Source organism: Pseudonocardia yunnanensis (genome assembly GCF_039534065.1).
In the GTDB taxonomy this organism is placed as follows: domain Bacteria; phylum Actinomycetota; class Actinomycetes; order Mycobacteriales; family Pseudonocardiaceae; genus Pseudonocardia; species Pseudonocardia yunnanensis.
This window is the reverse complement of the sequence record NZ_BAAAUS010000006.1, coordinates 59,466-75,507: the sequence shown is the minus strand read 5'-3', so window position 1 is coordinate 75,507 and position 16,042 is coordinate 59,466. Positions and strand designations below refer to the sequence as shown.

15 protein-coding genes are annotated in these 16,042 nt (G+C 69.7%); 14 read left to right on the top strand and 1 reads right to left on the bottom strand.

Features of this window, described 5'->3' with window-relative positions; translation table 11 throughout:
* Window positions 1-177: 177 nt before the first annotated feature.
* The 10 genes from ftsH (at window position 178) to ABD743_RS06570 (ending at window position 9,661) form a co-directional block, all read left to right on the top strand.
* On the top strand, window positions 178-2,589 hold the full coding sequence (gene ftsH, locus ABD743_RS06615) for an ATP-dependent zinc metalloprotease FtsH (RefSeq protein WP_344719866.1): 2,412 nt from the start codon (window positions 178-180) through the stop codon (window positions 2,587-2,589).
* 77 nt (window positions 2,590-2,666) lie between these two features.
* Window positions 2,667-3,230, top strand: a complete 564-nt coding sequence (gene folE / locus ABD743_RS06610) for a GTP cyclohydrolase I FolE (RefSeq protein ID WP_344719864.1) — start codon at window positions 2,667-2,669, stop codon at window positions 3,228-3,230.
* A 59-nt stretch (window positions 3,231-3,289) separates the two neighbouring features.
* Entirely contained in the window at window positions 3,290-4,120 is an 831-nt protein-coding gene (folP, locus tag ABD743_RS06605; RefSeq protein ID WP_344720726.1) for a dihydropteroate synthase, read from the top strand.
* A 79-nt stretch (window positions 4,121-4,199) separates the two neighbouring features.
* Entirely contained in the window at window positions 4,200-4,592 is a 393-nt protein-coding gene (gene folB / locus ABD743_RS06600) for a dihydroneopterin aldolase (protein ID WP_344719862.1), read from the top strand.
* Window positions 4,589-5,098, top strand: coding sequence for a 2-amino-4-hydroxy-6-hydroxymethyldihydropteridine diphosphokinase (gene folK / locus ABD743_RS06595; RefSeq protein ID WP_344719860.1), 510 nt, complete (start codon window positions 4,589-4,591; stop codon window positions 5,096-5,098). Before folB ends, folK begins: the two co-directional genes overlap by 4 nt.
* Window positions 5,095-5,559, top strand: a complete 465-nt coding sequence (locus ABD743_RS06590; RefSeq protein WP_344719858.1) for a DUF3180 domain-containing protein — start codon at window positions 5,095-5,097, stop codon at window positions 5,557-5,559. Before folK ends, ABD743_RS06590 begins: the two co-directional genes overlap by 4 nt.
* Before the next feature lie 40 nt (window positions 5,560-5,599).
* Complete coding sequence (locus tag ABD743_RS06585) at window positions 5,600-6,877, top strand: PrsW family intramembrane metalloprotease (protein WP_344719857.1); 1,278 nt, start codon at window positions 5,600-5,602, stop codon at window positions 6,875-6,877.
* Between the two features lie 148 nt (window positions 6,878-7,025).
* Entirely contained in the window at window positions 7,026-7,919 is an 894-nt protein-coding gene (locus tag ABD743_RS06580) for a Rossmann-like and DUF2520 domain-containing protein (RefSeq protein WP_344719855.1), read from the top strand.
* Complete coding sequence (gene panC / locus ABD743_RS06575; RefSeq protein ID WP_344719853.1) at window positions 7,916-8,791, top strand: pantoate--beta-alanine ligase; 876 nt, start codon at window positions 7,916-7,918, stop codon at window positions 8,789-8,791. Before ABD743_RS06580 ends, panC begins: the two co-directional genes overlap by 4 nt.
* Window positions 8,792-8,803: 12 nt before the next feature.
* On the top strand, window positions 8,804-9,661 hold the full coding sequence (locus ABD743_RS06570; protein WP_344719851.1) for a type III pantothenate kinase: 858 nt from the start codon (window positions 8,804-8,806) through the stop codon (window positions 9,659-9,661).
* On the opposite strand, the gene ABD743_RS06565 is transcribed toward ABD743_RS06570, so the two are convergent.
* Window positions 9,577-10,323, bottom strand: coding sequence for a class I SAM-dependent methyltransferase (locus tag ABD743_RS06565; protein ID WP_344719849.1), 747 nt, complete (start codon window positions 10,321-10,323; stop codon window positions 9,577-9,579). The two genes, ABD743_RS06570 and ABD743_RS06565, sit on opposite strands and share 85 nt — an antisense overlap.
* A 156-nt stretch (window positions 10,324-10,479) precedes the next feature.
* Here ABD743_RS06565 and lysS point away from each other — a divergent pair, with 156 nt between their 5' ends.
* From lysS to ABD743_RS06545, 4 genes are all read left to right on the top strand, one after another.
* Window positions 10,480-11,934: a lysine--tRNA ligase gene (lysS, locus tag ABD743_RS06560; RefSeq protein WP_344720725.1), complete on the top strand. Its 1,455-nt coding sequence runs from the start codon at window positions 10,480-10,482 to the stop codon at window positions 11,932-11,934.
* Window positions 11,935-12,050: 116 nt separating this feature from the next.
* The gene (locus tag ABD743_RS06555) at window positions 12,051-12,395 is read left to right on the top strand and encodes a histone-like nucleoid-structuring protein Lsr2 (RefSeq protein ID WP_344719848.1); all 345 of its coding nucleotides are present in this window, start codon (window positions 12,051-12,053) and stop codon (window positions 12,393-12,395) included.
* Between the two features lie 93 nt (window positions 12,396-12,488).
* The gene (locus ABD743_RS06550; RefSeq protein ID WP_344720723.1) at window positions 12,489-13,277 is read left to right on the top strand and encodes a siderophore-interacting protein; all 789 of its coding nucleotides are present in this window, start codon (window positions 12,489-12,491) and stop codon (window positions 13,275-13,277) included.
* A 174-nt stretch (window positions 13,278-13,451) separates the two neighbouring features.
* Complete coding sequence (locus ABD743_RS06545) at window positions 13,452-15,998, top strand: ATP-dependent Clp protease ATP-binding subunit (protein WP_241036879.1); 2,547 nt, start codon at window positions 13,452-13,454, stop codon at window positions 15,996-15,998.
* The last annotated feature ends 44 nt before the right edge of the window (window positions 15,999-16,042 follow it).

Below are 16,042 nucleotides of genomic sequence, written 5' to 3'. Positions count from 1 at the left end.
TTCGCTTCCGGCCGTTGTACCAGCACGTACCCAAGTGGGGCGTACCGATCGACGTCGACGACGCGGCTTGAGCTCAGGACCGCTATCCTGGCGGACTCAGGGCCGGTCAGTGTGCTGCGCCGGGTCTCCGTCGGAGAAACTCGCCAGGGAGGGTGAAGGCCGCACGGCCGAAGCTGCATGGACCGCAAGCGCCTGCTCCGCAACCCGCTGATCTGGATCCTCGCCGCGATCCTGGTCTACTTCACGTTCAGCGTGCTCTTCGACGACACGCGCGGCTACACCCAGGTGCCCACGTCCGTCGCGCTCAGCCAGATAAGCAGCGGCAACGTCAAGGACGCGCTGATCGAGGACAACGAGCAGCAGCTCCGCCTCACCCTGAACCAGCCTGTCAACGGCGGCACGCAGGTCATCACCCAGTACCCGGCCCAGACCAGCGGTTCCATCGTCCAGGCGCTTGAGTCGGCTTCCAACAAGCCGTCGTTCAACACGGTCGTGCGCCAGGAGTCGTTCCTGACCACGATCCTGATCTACCTCATCCCGCTCGGCCTGGTGCTGCTCATCCTCTTCTGGATGATGAACAACGCCCAGGGCGGCGGCAACCGGGTGATGTCGTTCGGCAAGTCGAAGGCCAAGCAGCTCAACAAGGACATGCCGAAGACCACCTTCGGTGACGTCGCGGGGGCCGACGAGGCCGTCGAGGAGCTCCACGAGATCAAGGACTTCCTGCAGAACCCGGCTCGCTACCAGGCTCTCGGCGCGAAGATTCCCAAGGGCGTGCTCCTGTACGGCCCGCCCGGCACCGGTAAGACGCTGCTCGCGCGTGCGGTCGCGGGCGAGGCGGGCGTGCCGTTCTACACGATCTCCGGGTCCGACTTCGTCGAGATGTTCGTCGGTGTCGGTGCCTCCCGTGTGCGCGACCTGTTCGAACAGGCCAAGCAGAACTCGCCCTGCATCATCTTCGTCGACGAGATCGACGCGGTCGGCCGCCAGCGCGGCGCAGGCCTCGGTGGTGGCCACGACGAGCGTGAGCAGACGCTCAACCAGCTGCTCGTCGAGATGGACGGGTTCGACGCCCGTGGCGGCATCATCTTGATCGCGGCCACCAACCGTCCCGACATCCTCGACCCCGCGCTGCTGCGCCCGGGTCGTTTCGACCGCCAGATCCCGGTGGGCGCCCCCGACCTCGCCGGTCGGCGCGCGATCCTGGCCGTGCACTCCAAGGGCAAGCCGTTCGCCAACGACGTCGACTTCGAGGGCCTGGCCAAGCGCACGGTCGGTATGTCCGGCGCCGACCTCGCCAACGTCATCAACGAGGCCGCCCTGCTCACCGCGCGGGAGAACGGCACGCTGATCACCGGCGCGGCGCTGGAGGAGTCCGTCGATCGCGTCGTCGGCGGTCCGCGGCGCAAGAGCAAGATCATCTCCGAGCAGGAGAAGAAGATCACCGCCTACCACGAGGGCGGTCACGCTCTGGCGGCGTGGGCGATGCCGGACCTCGAGCCGGTCTACAAGCTCACGATCCTGCCGCGCGGGCGCACCGGCGGCCACGCCCTCGTCGTCCCCGAGGACGACAAGGGCCTGATGACCAGGTCGGAGATGATCGGCCGGCTGGTGTTCGCGATGGGTGGCCGCTCGGCGGAGGAGCTCGTCTTCCACGAGCCCACCACCGGCGCCTCCTCCGACATCGACCAGGCCACCAAGATCGCCAAGGCGATGGTCACCGAGTACGGCATGAGCGCACGGCTGGGCGCCGTCCGCTACGGCCGCGACCAGGGCGACCCGTTCCTCGGCCGCTCGATGGGCAACCAGGCCGACTACTCGCTCGAGGTCGCCCACGAGATCGACGAGGAGGTGCGCGCGCTCATCGAGGCCGCGCACACCGAGGCGTGGGAGATCCTCAACACCTACCGGGACGTCCTGGACGACCTGGTGCTGGAGCTCCTGGAGAAGGAGACGCTCAACCGCAGGGACCTGGAGCGGATCTTCGACCGGGTCGAGAAGCGGCCGCGGATCACCGCGTTCAACGACTTCGGCGGACGCACGCCCTCCGACAAGCCACCGATCAAGACGCCGGCCGAGCGGGCGAGGGAGCGCGGCGAGCCCTGGCCACCGCACACCGAGCCGTCGCGCCAGCCGGCTCCCGTTGGGTCCTACCCGGGTGGTGGCGGCCACCCGGTGCCCACTCCGGGTCCCAACGGAGGCCCGGTGCCCGCGCCCGGCCCGCACGGTGGCTATCCCGGTGGCAACCCCGGGCAGCCGCCGTTCCCGGCAGCCGCCGCCCCCGCCGGGTACGGGCAGCCCCCGGCTCCGCAGCAGGGATGGGGCCCCGGACAGCAGCCCAACCCCGGCGCGCCCGGTTCGGGCCAGCCCAACTCCGTGCAGCCCAACTACGGCGCTCCGGCCGACTGGCGTCCGGCCACCACCCCGCATGGCCAGCCGTGGCCCCCGGCGGGTCAGTGGCAGCAGCCGCAGTGGCCGCAGCAGACCGCTCCGCCCGCTGCAGGCAACGGCCACGGCGACGCGCCTGCTCCACCCCCCGAGCCGCCGCGTGAGAACGGCAAGGGTCCGGACGAGGACGGGTCACGCTGAGCTGGGAGGCGTTGGGCGACACCGGGGCATCCGCAGCTGAAACCTTGGACAGAGCAGCAGCGAACGGAAGACCGACGATGGACCGGCCCCGTGCCGAGGCAGCCGTACGCGAGCTGCTGATCGCGATCGGCGAGGACCCGGACCGCGACGGGCTCCGCGACACGCCTGCCCGAGTCGCCAGGTCCTACGAAGAGATGTTCGCCGGCCTCTACGCCGATCCGGACGCCGTGCTGGAGAAGACCTTCGACGAGCATCATCAGGAGCTGATCCTCGTCAAGGACATCCCGATGTTCAGCACCTGTGAGCATCATCTGGTTCCTTTCCACGGGATGGCACACGTCGGCTACATCCCGAACGTCGACGGACGGGTCACCGGCCTGTCCAAGATCGCCCGGCTGGTCGACCTCTACGCGCGGCGCCCCCAGGTGCAGGAACGGCTCACCGGGCAGGTCGCCGACGCACTGGTGCGCAAGCTGTCGCCGCGCGGCGTGATCGTCGTGATCGAGGCGGAACACCTCTGTATGGGCATGCGCGGGGTCAGGAAGCCGGGTTCGCGCACCACCACCTCGGCAGTGCGGGGGATGTTCCAGTCCTCGTCCACATCACGTGCCGAGGCGCTGGCGCTGATCAGGAGCGGGTGAGGCGGGTGGTTGCCCGCACGGACCCGCCCGGACTGCCCCGGCCCGGGCGGTGCGTGGTGATGGGTGTCCTCAACGTCACGCCCGACTCGTTCTCCGACGGGGGCCGCTACCTCGATCGCGACCACGCGGTGGCCCACGGCGTGGAGATGCATGAGGCAGGCGCCGACATCGTCGATGTGGGTGGTGAGTCCACGCGCCCCGGCGCGCAGCGCGTCGAGGCCGACGTCGAGAAAGCCCGCGTCCTGCCGGTGATCCGGGATCTGGTGGCCGAGGGCGTGCGGGTCAGCATCGACACCACGCGGGCCGCGGTCGCCGAGGCGGCCGTCGAGGCCGGCGCGCAGGTGGTCAACGATGTCTCCGGTGGGCTCGCCGACCCCGCGATGGCGGCCACGGTCGCCCAGGCCCGAGTCCCGTTGATCCTGATGCACTGGCGGGGCCCGAGCGACCGGATGAACTCCCTCGCCACCTACGAGGACGTCGTCGGCGAGGTACGTGACGAGCTGGTGGCGAGGGTGGATGCCGCGGTGCTGGCCGGCGTCGAACCGTCGTGCCTGGTGCTCGATCCCGGCCTCGGCTTCGCGAAGACCGCGGCGCACAACTGGGCGTTGCTGCGCAGGCTCGACGTTCTGACGGACCTCGGGTTCCCCGTGCTGGTGGGCGCGTCCCGCAAACGCTTCCTGGGCCAGCTTCTTGCCGGCGCCGACGGCACGCTGCGGCCGGCCCGGGAGCGGGACGTGGCGACCGCGGCGGTCAGTGCGCTGGCGGCATCCAGCGGCGCGTGGGGGGTCCGGGTGCACGAGGTGCACGACACGCTCGACGCGGTCGCGGTGGCCGCGGCGTGGCAGCTGGGACGATCTCCGGCGCGAGCAGTCCCACAGGACGGCCGATGATCGCGACCGAGTCATCGACACAGCGCCCGCGCACGGTGACGTCTCCCGATGGGCCGGGCGAAAGGAGCGGGGGCGTGCGATGAACGACCGGATCGAGCTGCGCGGCCTGCGCGTCCGCGCGAACCACGGGGTGTTCGACCACGAGCGCCGTGACGGACAGGACTTCGTCGTGGACGTCACGGTCTGGATGGACCTGGCTGCCGCGGCGGCGTCCGACGACCTCGCCGACACCCTCGACTACGGGGCGCTCGCCCAGCGGGTGGCCGGGATCGTCGGCGGTGAACCGCGCAACCTCATCGAGGCCGTGGCCGGGCGCGTCGCCGATGACGTCATGTCCGACGAGCGCGTGCAGGCCGTCGAGGTCGTGCTGCACAAGCCCCAGGCCCCGATCCCCCTGGAGTTCGCCGACGTCGCCGTGGTCGCCCGGCGTTCCCGCCCCAGTGATCCCCGGTCCCGGATCATCCCCGCGTGAGCCGCGCCGTGCTGTCACTCGGGTCCAACCTCGGCGACCGGTTCGCCCACCTGCGGGCGGCCGTCGACGGATTCGCGGACGTGCTGGTCGCGGCCTCACCGGTGTACGAGACGGCGCCCTGGGGTGGTGTGGAGCAGGACGACTTCCTCAACGCCGTGATCGTCGTGGACGACCCCGGCGCCGACGCGTGGGACTGGCTTCGCCGAGGGCAGGGCCTGGAGGCGGCATCGGGCCGGGTCAGGGAGGTGCGCTGGGGTCCCCGGACGCTGGACGTCGACATCGTCACGGTGGACGGGCCGGATGGTCCCGTACGCAGCGACCACCCGGATCTGCTGCTCCCGCACCCCGGCACGCCGGAGCGGGCCACGGTGCTCCGCCCGTGGCTGGACGTGGACGCGGACGCCGTGCTGCCCGGCCACGGCCCGGTGAAGGCGCTCCTCGCGGCCCTGGGGCCGGACGCAGAGGCCGGGATGCGGCGACGTGACGACCTGGTGCTCGCGCCATGACCCTCACCCGCCCACGCCACCTGTTCGCCGTCGCGCTCGTGACGGCGCTGTTGGTGAACCTGATCGTGCGGCTGACCTACAACTCGCTGCCACCGCTCCCGCTCCCGGCCGGTGTGACCCTCGGCGTCCTCGGGGTGGCGGAGGCTCTGGTCGGCAGTGGTCTGCGGTCGCGGATCCGGCACCGCCGTCCCGGCACCCCGCCGGTCCAGCCGCTCACGGCGGCGAGGGCGGTGATCGTGGCGAAGGCGTCGTCGCTCGCCGGTGCGATCATGGCGGGAGTGTGGGCCGGCCTGCTCGCCCACGTGCTGCCGCGGGCTGCGGACGTCACCGCCGCTGCCGCCGACTCGATCGCCGCCGGGGTGGGGCTGGCCTGTGCACTCGTGCTGGTCGGAGGCGCTCTGTGGCTCGAATGGTGCTGCCGTACCCCCGATGACGACTCCGGTGACGAGCCCGGTGAATAACGCGTGCACGGCCCGTAGCGACCGCCCGTAGGCTCCCCCCATGGCGCAGGCCACGCAGATCATTCCTCTGCCCACATCGAAGCGACAGCGCCGTGGCGTGCTCGCGCCCGTACTCGGGTTGATAGCCCTCGCCGTCTGCGGTCTGGTCGTCATCGGCATGGTGGGCAGCAGCGTCGGCCCGGGCGGCGTCCTGGTCGGCGCGTTGTGTGCGTTGCTGCCGGTCGGCCCCGTCGTCGCGACGTTCCTGTGGGTCGACCGCTGGGAGCCGGAACCGGCGCGGATGCTGCTGATCGCGTTCCTGTGGGGCGCGTGCTTCGCCGCCCTCTCGGCACTGCTGATCAACTCGAGCGCGGTGCTGGTGGCCGACGAGGTGCTCGGCCGCGGGAACGGCGACCTCTTCGGCACCGTCGCGATCGCGCCCGTGGTGGAGGAGGCGGTCAAAGGCTCGTTTCTCGTCGGGCTGCTGATCTTCCGCCGACGTGAGTTCGACGGGATCGTCGACGGAATCGTCTACGCCGGGCTGGTCGGCGCGGGCTTCGCCTTCACCGAGAACATCCTCTACATCGGACGGGCGTTCGCCGAGGGCGCAGTGGTCGGGCAGGGTAGCGGCGTGGTCGCCGTGCTCCTGCTGCGCGGCGTGCTCTCGCCGTTCGCCCACCCCCTGTTCACGGTCATGACCGGGATCGGCGCCGGGATCGCGGCACGCAGCCGCAGCGTCCGCGTCGCACTCGTCACGGTGCCGCTGGGTTACCTGCTGGCAGTGATCTTGCATGCCCTCTGGAACGCGTCGGCGTCCCTTTTCGGCGGCACCGTCTTCTTCATGGTGTACGGGTTCATCATGGTGCCGCTGTTTCTGGCCGTGGCCGGCGTCGTGGTGTGGCAGCGCCGCCGTGAGCAGCGCATCGTGATCGAGCAGCTGCCGGGGTTCGCCCAGGCCGGGTGGATCGCGCCGAGCGAGGTGCCGCTGCTCTCGAGCCTGGCCGGCAGGCGCGGGTGGCGGGCGGCCGTGCGGCGGGGTTCGGGCAGGCAGGTGGAGAAGGCCGTCTCGCAGTACCAGTACGCGGTCACCGAGCTCGCGTTCCTCCGGTCGAAGATGGCGCGGGGAGCGGTCGGTGACTCCGGGATGTACTGGCACGAGGAGGCGTTGGGCAAACTCCGAAAGGCGCGGGCTCGCGCCGTCGGCCACCCCGAGGGGCTGACGGTGGCCATGCGGCATCGGGGCCACCACAACTGGACGCCGCCGCCGCCCGGGCCGCCGCCGACGGTGTCGATACCTCCCGACGCCCCGCCCCAGAGCTGGCCGCCCCGGCGCCGCTGACCCCCGGGCGGCACCCACGCTTCGGTGAAGCCCGCCACGGCTCCTCTGCGGCGTCGCGCCGCCGCGTAACCTGTGGTCGCGCCGCTGACGTCGGCCGTGACTCATCGTCCGGTGCCGGAGCGGTCCACCGGCCGATCGAGGAGATGAGATGAGTTCAGGCAGGCCCGCCCGGCTCGCCGTCGGGGTCGTCTCGGCCGGCCGCGTGGGGGCCGTCGTGGGAGCGGCGTGGGCCGCAGCAGGGCATCGGGTCGCCGCCGCATCAGGAGTGTCGCGCGATTCGGTCAAGCGAGCCGCGGCGCTGCTGCCCGGCGTACCGCTGCAGCCCCCGGACGAGGTGGTGACGGGCGCAGACCTCGCACTCCTCGCCGTGCCGGACGACGTGCTGCCCGGTCTGGTCCGCGGCCTGGCCGCCGCGGGCAGCTTCCGTCCCGGCCAGATCGTCGTGCACACGTCGGGTTCCCACGGGATCGCCGTGCTGGCCCCTGCCGCCGAGCACGGCGTGCTGCCGCTGGCCCTGCATCCCGTGATGACGTTCACCGGCCGCACCGAGGACGTTGCCCGGCTCGCCGGCTGCAGCGTCGGAGTCACCGCCGCGGCGGGCGACGAGGCGGCCTGGAGCGTCGGCGAGGCACTCGTCGTCGAGATGGGGTCGGAGCCGGTACGCATCGCCGAGGAGGTCCGTCCGCTGTACCACGCGGCGCTGGCGCACGGTGCCAACCACCTCGTCACCCTCGTCCGCGACTGCGTCGACACCCTGGAGAACGCGGGCATCAGCCCCGCTGATCGCCTCATCGCCCCGCTGCTGTCGGCCGCTCTGGACAACTCGCTGCGGCACGGGGATCGGGCGCTGACGGGCCCCGTGGCCCGCGGTGACGTCGAGACGGTGCGCACCCACTTGCGCGAACTCACCGAAGCCGACCCCGATCTGGCCGCCACCTACCGCGTCCTGGCCGCCCGCACGGCGCGTCGGGCGGCGGCGGCGGGTCTGTTGTCCGAGTACGCCGAGAAGGACGTGCTCGCTCTCCTGGAAGGCTCCTCGTGACGGTTCGTACGCAGGGCGGGTACGCCGCCGGTCAGCTGACGGTGCACCGGTCTCCTGCCGAGATCGCGCCGGTCACCCGCGCGCTGCGGGCTGCAGGCCGCAAGATCGTGCTCGTCCCGACGATGGGTGCGCTCCACGAGGGCCACCGCGAGCTCATCCGGCACGCGCGGCGTACACCGGGGACCACCGTCACCGCCGTGTCGATCTTCGTGAACCCTCTGCAGTTCGGCGCGGGTGAGGATCTCGGCCGCTACCCCAGGCCGCTCGAGGCCGATCTCGAGGTGTGCCGCGAGGAGGGCGTCGAGATCGTCTTCCTCCCCGGCGCCGACGACATGTACCCCGACGGCGCCGACACCACCATCGTGCCCGGCCGGCTCGGCAGCGAGCTCGAGGGCGACGTCCGGCCCGGTCATTTCGGCGGGGTGCTCACCGTCGTCGCGAAGCTGTTCCACATCGTCGCCCCGGACGTCGCGTTCTTCGGCGAGAAGGACTACCAGCAGCTCGTGCTCGTCAAGAAGATGGTGCGCGACCTGAACTTCCCCGTGGCTGTGGTGGGCGTCCCCACGGTCCGTGAACCCGACGGGCTCGCGCTCTCCAGCCGCAACGCCTACCTCGCCGTGGACCAGCGGCCCGTGGCCGCCACTCTGCAGCGTGCGCTGTCCGCCGGGGCCGCGGTGTCTGCCCGGGGCCCGGAGGCCGTTCTGGACACCGCCCGCGCGGTGCTGGCCGAGGCGCCGGCACTCGAGGTGCAGTACCTCGAGCTGCGCGACCCCGATCTCGGCCCGGCTCCCGAGGCCGGTCGGGCGCGGCTGCTGGTCGCGGCCCGGCTGGGGAGCACGCGGCTCATCGACAACGTCTCCGTACAGCTGTAGGAGGACGGTGTCGTGCTGCTCTGCGTGGACGTCGGCAACACCCAGATCGCGCTGGGGCTCTACGCGGACGCCGACGCCGACGGCGAACTCGAGATCAACCCGCCCCTGATACGCGACTGGCGGATGCGCACCGAGCCTCGGATGACCTCCGATGAGCTCGAGGTCGCCTTCGACGCACTGCTCGGCCGCTACGCCGCCGAGGTCACCGGTGTCGCGGCGCTGTCCACCGTGCCGAGCCTGCTCCGTGAGCTGCGGTTGCTCATCGACCGGCGCGGTGGTCCGAACGTGGTCGTCGGGCCGGGGGTGCGCACCGGTGTGCCGCTGCTGGTCGACAACCCGCGGGAGGTGGGCGCCGACCGGGTCATGAACACCCTCGCCGCGCACCGGCTGTTCGAGGGCACGTGCATCGTCGTCGACTTCGGCACGTCCACCAACATCGACGTCGTGTCGGCGAAGGGGGAGTTCCTCGGCGGCGCGCTGGCCCCTGGCATCGAGATCTCGCTGGAGGCTCTGGCCACCCGGGCGGCCGCGCTGCGCACCGTGGAGCTGGTGCGGCCGCGCTCGGTGATCGGCAAGAACACGGTGGAGTGCCTGCAGTCCGGAGTGCTCTTCGGATTCGCCGGGCAGGTGGACGGTCTGGTGCGGCGCATCCTCGCCGAGCTGGGATCCAAGGCGGACCCGGTCACCGTTCTGGGCACAGGTGGCCTGGCACCGCTGATGGCCGGGACGTCCGAGACGATCACCGAGTTCGTGCCGGACCTGACACTGCTGGGACTGCGCCTGACCTATTTGCGCAACATCCGCACCACATCGGTGAACAGCGGCAGTTCGAACTCGCCCGCCGATGTCTCCGGTCGCGTGGCCAAGTAGTCCCGCACGCGGGCCAGCGCGGCGTCCCGGTCGGCCGGCTCGGCCACGAGAGCCCACGAATGCGTCGCGAGTGTCGCGAGCAGACCTTCGACCGAGGTGTGCACGGCGTTCGGATATGCGCTGTGCTCGCTCGCCTCGAAAGCGGGATGCTCGGGCAGATGCAACCCCGCCTCGGCACGGTCACGGACCCGGAGCCCGATCAGGCCGGCTGCATCGTGATAGCCCCGCACCCATTCCACCGTGGCGTCGTCGCCGTTCCACAAAGCGGCCAGTACCCCGCCGGGGCGCAGCACACGGGCGATCTCAGGCAGGGCACGCTCCGGGTCGAACCAGTGGAACGCCTGGCCCACCAGTACCGCGTCGACCGATTCGTCAGGCAGGGGGATCGCCTCTGCGCTGCCCTCACGCGCGTCGACATCCGGAAAAAGAACCCGCAGTTCGGCGAGCATCGGTGGGTCGGGCTCCACGGCGATGACCGGACCGCGGGCGAGCAGTGCGCCCGTGAGCTTGCCCGTGCCCGCCGCCAGGTCGAGGAGCAGACGATCGGGCCGACCGGCCACCGGCTCCAGTGCCCAGTCGACGGCACTCTCGGCGTACTCGGGACGATGGCGCGCGTATTCGGCGGCGACGGTGCCGAAGGACCGGGCCCGGGGAGTCGTCACGCTTTCGACGTTACGTCACCACTTGATTCGGGTCACTGGATCTTCTGTCACGACGTCGAGGGGTAACCGGGGAGCGGTGCCGGTGCGGGCGTCACTAACCTTGACAGGGTGAGCACCCAGCCTCTCGACGGCCCAGACAACGAGCTGCCCGAACAGATGCAGGTGCGCCGTGCCAAGCGGGCGGAGATGCTCGCTCAGGGCCGGGACCCATATCCGGTGTCTCTCGAGCGCACGCACACCCTGCGCGAGGTGCGCGACGCACACCCGGACCTGCCGCCGGACACAGGCACCGGTGAGAAGGTCGGCGTCACCGGACGAGTGATCTTTCTGCGCAACACCGGAAAGCTCTGTTTCGCCACCCTTCGTGAAGGCGACGGCACGGAACTGCAGGCGATGCTGAGCCTCGCGCTGGTCGGCGACGAGGCGCTCGCCCGCTGGAAGTCCATTGTGGACCTCGGTGACCACGTATTCGTGCACGGCGAAGTGGCGACGTCGCGGCGGGGTGAACTGTCGGTGATGGCCGACCGCTGGGAGATGGCGTCGAAGGCTGTTCGCCCTCTGCCGGTGGCGCACCGCGAGCTCTCCGAGGAGATGCGAGTTCGGCAACGTTATGTCGACCTCATCATGCGGCCCGAGGCACGAGAGATGGTCCGTAATCGGGCTCAGGTCGTTCGCACGCTGCGGAGCGCGCTCCACGACCGCGACTACGTCGAGGTGGAGACGCCGATGCTGCAGCTGCAGCACGGCGGCGCCACTGCGCGTCCGTTCGTCACCCACGCCAACGCGCTGGACACCGATCTGTACCTGCGGATCGCTCCGGAACTGTTCCTCAAGCGATCCGTGGTGGGCGGTATCGAACGGGTCTTCGAGATCAATCGGAACTTCCGTAACGAAGGCATCGACTCCACGCACTCACCCGAGTTCGCCATGCTCGAGGCGTACGAGGCGTACGCCACCTACGACGACATGGCAGAACTGACGCGAGAGTTGGTACTCGCGTGTGCGCGGGCCGTCTTCGGTTCCACGACCGTCCGGCATGCTGACGGCACCGAACACGATCTGGGGAAGCCGTGGCGTTCCGTCACGCTGCACGGAGCGGTCTCGGAGGCCGTTGGGCAGGACGTGACCCTGGACACCTCAGTAGAAGAACTGCGCAAGCTCGCCGCCGCTCACGACGTCGAACTCAAGGATTCTCTGAGTGCCGGTGAGATCGTGCTGGAACTGTTCGAGAAGCTCGTCGAGCACACACTCGTCGAGCCGACGTTCGTGCGGGACTACCCGATCGAGGTCCGGCCGCTGACCAGGCGGCACCGCACAGACCCGCGGCTCGCAGAGGCCTGGGACCTCATCGTGTTCGGCACGGAGCTTGCCACCGCGTACTCCGAACTGGTCGATCCCGTGGAGCAACGGGAAAGGCTCTACGCCCAGTCTCTCCTGGCCGCTGCGGGAGATGTCGAGGCGATGCAGGTCGACGAGGACTTCTTGCGTGCCATGGAGTATGGAATGCCACCCACGGGTGGGATGGGAATGGGCATCGACCGGCTCCTGATGACGCTGACCGGTCTCGGAATCCGCGAGACCATTCTGTACCCGATCGTGCGTTCTGAGTAACTACCCGGAGTGTTCGAGGTTCCCACTCGACAGTCGCACTGAATTGGATATATCGTGCGGCTCGATGCGGCCTCCCCCCGCAGAACAAGAGCGATGAACTATGGAGGGCTGCGACGGTGGCGCAGATCCGTGAGATCCGACTGATCGACGACCTGGACGGTCAGGCTGCCGACGAGACGGTTGAGTTCGGTGTCGACGGCAAGAACTACGAGATCGACCTCTCGAAGGACAATGCGGAGAAGCTGCGGGACTCTCTGGCCGCGTTCGTTTCGGCAGCGCGTCGTGCCGGTGGTGGCAGGCGCCGTGGTGGTTCGGCAGCCAGTAGTTCGGCGCGGCGTCCGTCGATCGATCGGGAGCAGAACCAGGCTATCCGCGACTGGGCCCGCAAGCGGGGCATGAAGGTGTCCGACCGTGGCCGTATTCCGGCTGATGTGCTGGACGCGTACCACCAGGAGAACTGAGATCAGCGACGGGTGAGGGCCGGCCGTGCGCCGGCCCCGTCCTTCCGGTTAGGGTGACCTCACTTCGGCATAGGAGGTCCCGTGGCTCGCAGGATGACCGTCCTGGAGGTCCGCCGCACGGAGCGGCTGACTCCACACATGATCCGCGTGGTGGCCGGGGGCGATGAGCTCAGCAGCTTCCCCGACACGCCTTACACCGACCGCTACGTGAAGATCATCTTCCCCCGCGCCGGCGTCGTCTATCCCGAGCCGTTCGAGATGGACTCGATTCGTGAGCAGCTCCCCCGGGAACAGTGGCCGGTCACGCGCACGTACACGGTGAGAGCCTTCGACCAGGCCGCCGGCGAGTTGACGATCGACGTCGTACAGCACGGCGACGCGGGTGTCGCAGGGCCGTGGGCGGCGGGTGCCCGCCCCGGCGACGTGGTGCGGCTCCTGGGCCCGGGCGGCGCCTACGCGCCCGACCCCGAAGCGGACTGGCACCTGATGGTCGGCGACGAAAGCGCGCTTCCCGCTGTCGGCGCGGCCTGTGAGCGCATCCCGGCGGGAGTGCCGGTACTCGCCGTCCTCGAGGTGGCGGACGAGGCCGAGCAGCAAGAGCTCCGCTCCCCGGGCGATCTGCGAGTCACCTGGCTGCACCGCACCGCCGGTATCCCCGACCAACTCGCCACAGCGGTTCGGGAGCTGACCTTTCCGTCTGGTCGAGTTCACGCGTTCGTGCATGGTGAGGCGGGCGCCGTGCGCAGTGTGCGTACCCATCTGGTGAACGAGCGCGAGGTGGCGCGCGAGCAGCTGTCCGTGTCCGGATACTGGAGGCGCGGGCGCGACGAGGACGGCTGGCGAGAAGACAAGGCGGCCGAACGCGCGCTCGCTGCGAGCTGACCAGCGGGTCCGTCGGGGTAAAGGGTTGCGGGGGAATCGGCGCCGGGGTTGCCGCGTTGTTTTCAGTTGCACAAGACCGAGGCGACCATCGGTCCCGGGCCGATACAGTGGTACCCGGGGTGTACGCGGCGCAGCGCGCGCCGGTGCATGGCGCAGCCCAGGCTAGGAGTGTAAATGTTCGAGAGGTTCACCGACCGAGCGAGGCGTGTTGTCGTTCTGGCGCAAGAAGAGGCCAGGATGCTCAACCACAACTACATCGGCACCGAGCACATCCTCCTTGGCCTCATCCACGAGGGCGAGGGAGTGGCCGCGAAGGCCCTGGAGTCCCTCGGGATCGCCCTGGAGGGCGTCCGCCAGCAGGTCGAGGAGATCATCGGTCAAGGTCAGCAGGCACCGAGCGGGCACATTCCGTTCACACCGCGGGCCAAGAAGGTGCTCGAGCTGTCGCTGCGCGAGGCGCTGCAGCTCGGCCACAACTACATCGGCACCGAGCACATCCTGCTCGGCCTGATCCGCGAGGGCGAGGGCGTCGCGGCACAGGTGCTGGTCAAGCTGGGGGCCGACCTCAACCGGGTCCGTCAGCAGGTCCTGCAGCTGCTGTCCGGCTACCAGGGCAAGGAGCCTGCCGAGGGCACCTCCGGTGGCCGCGGCGAGGGCACCCCGTCCTCCTCGCTGGTCCTCGACCAGTTCGGTCGCAACCTCACCCAGTCGGCCCGTGAGGGCAAGCTGGACCCGGTCATCGGCCGGGAGAAGGAGATCGAGCGGGTCATGCAGGTCCTCTCCCGGAGGACCAAGAACAACCCCGTCCTGATCGGCGAGCCCGGCGTGGGCAAGACCGCCGTCGTCGAGGGGCTGGCCCAGGGCATCGTCAAGGGCGAGGTGCCCGAGACGCTCAAGGACAAGCAGCTCTACACCCTCGACCTCGGGTCCCTGGTCGCAGGCTCGCGCTACCGCGGTGACTTCGAGGAGCGCCTCAAGAAGGTGCTCAAGGAGATCCGCACGCGCGGCGACATCATCCTGTTCATCGACGAGCTCCACACCCTGGTGGGTGCCGGTGCCGCCGAGGGCGCGATCGACGCCGCCAGCATCCTCAAGCCGATGCTCGCCCGTGGCGAGCTGCAGACGATCGGTGCCACCACACTCGACGAGTACCGCAAGTACGTCGAGAAGGACCCCGCGCTGGAGCGCCGCTTCCAGCCGATCCAGGTGGGCGAGCCGAGCGTCGGCCACACCATCGAGATCCTCAAGGGGCTCCGCGACCGGTACGAGGCGCACCACCGCGTCACGATCACCGACCCGGCCCTGGTTGCCGCAGCCACGCTGGCCGACCGGTACATCAGCGACCGCTTCCTGCCGGACAAGGCGATCGACCTGATCGACGAGGCGGGCGCCCGGATGCGGATCCGTCGCATGACCGCGCCGCCGGACCTGCGCGAGTTCGACGAGAAGATCGCGGCCGTTCGTCGCGACAAGGAGTCGGCGATCGACGCGCAGGACTTCGAGCGGGCCGCGCACCTGCGCGACTCGGAGAAGCAGCTTCTCGCGCAGAAGGGCGAGCGGGAGAAGCAGTGGAAGTCCGGCGACCTCGACGTCATCGCCGAGGTCGACGACGAGCAGATCGCCGAGGTGCTCGCCAACTGGACCGGGATCCCCGTCTTCAAGCTCACCGAGGAGGAGACCACGCGTCTGCTCCGCATGGAGGACGAGCTCCACAAGCGGATCATCGGGCAGGAGGAGGCCGTCAAGTCGGTCTCGCAGGCCATCCGCCGCACGCGGGCCGGCCTGAAGGACCCGAAGCGTCCGTCCGGCTCGTTCATCTTCGCCGGCCCCTCGGGTGTCGGTAAGACCGAGCTGTCCAAGGCGCTCGCCAACTTCCTGTTCGGCGAGGACGACGCGCTCATCCAGATCGACATGGGCGAGTTCCACGACCGCTACACCGCCTCGCGGCTCTTCGGTGCCCCTCCCGGGTACGTGGGCTACGAGGAGGGCGGCCAGCTCACCGAGAAGGTACGCCGCAAGCCGTTCTCCGTGGTTCTGTTCGACGAGATCGAGAAGGCCCACCAGGAGGTCTACAACACCCTCCTGCAGGTCCTCGAGGATGGTCGCCTGACCGACGGTCAGGGCCGCACGGTGGACTTCAAGAACACCGTCATCATCTTCACCTCGAACCTCGGCACGCAGGACATCTCGAAGGCGGTCGGCCTCGGGTTCGCCCAGGGCAACGACGAGACGTCGAACTACGAGCGGATGAAGAACAAGGTCAACGACGAGCTGAAGAAGCACTTCAGGCCGGAGTTCCTCAACCGCATCGACGACATCATCGTCTTCCACCAGCTGACCGAGGAGCAGATCATCACGATGGTCGACCTCATGATCACGCGGGTGGAGGCGCAGCTGGCCAACAAGGACATGGCCATCGAGCTGACGCCTGCTGCGAAGGCACTGCTCGCACGGCGCGGGTTCGACCCCGTGCTGGGCGCTCGGCCGCTTCGCCGCACCATCCAGCGCGAGATCGAGGACCAGCTCTCGGAGAAGATCCTCTTCGGCGAGGTGGAGCCCGGCCAGATCGTGGTGGTCGATGTCGAGGGCTTCGACCCGAAGGCTCCGGAGGGATCCCGGGCCGCCGACGACAAGGCCAAGTTCACCTTCCGGGGTGAGCCGAAGCCCGTCACGGTGCCCGACGCTCCGCCGGTCGACCTGGCGAAGTCCAGCGACGACTGATCTCCAGTAGCACGACCACGAACGGCCCGTCCGGACCTCGGTCC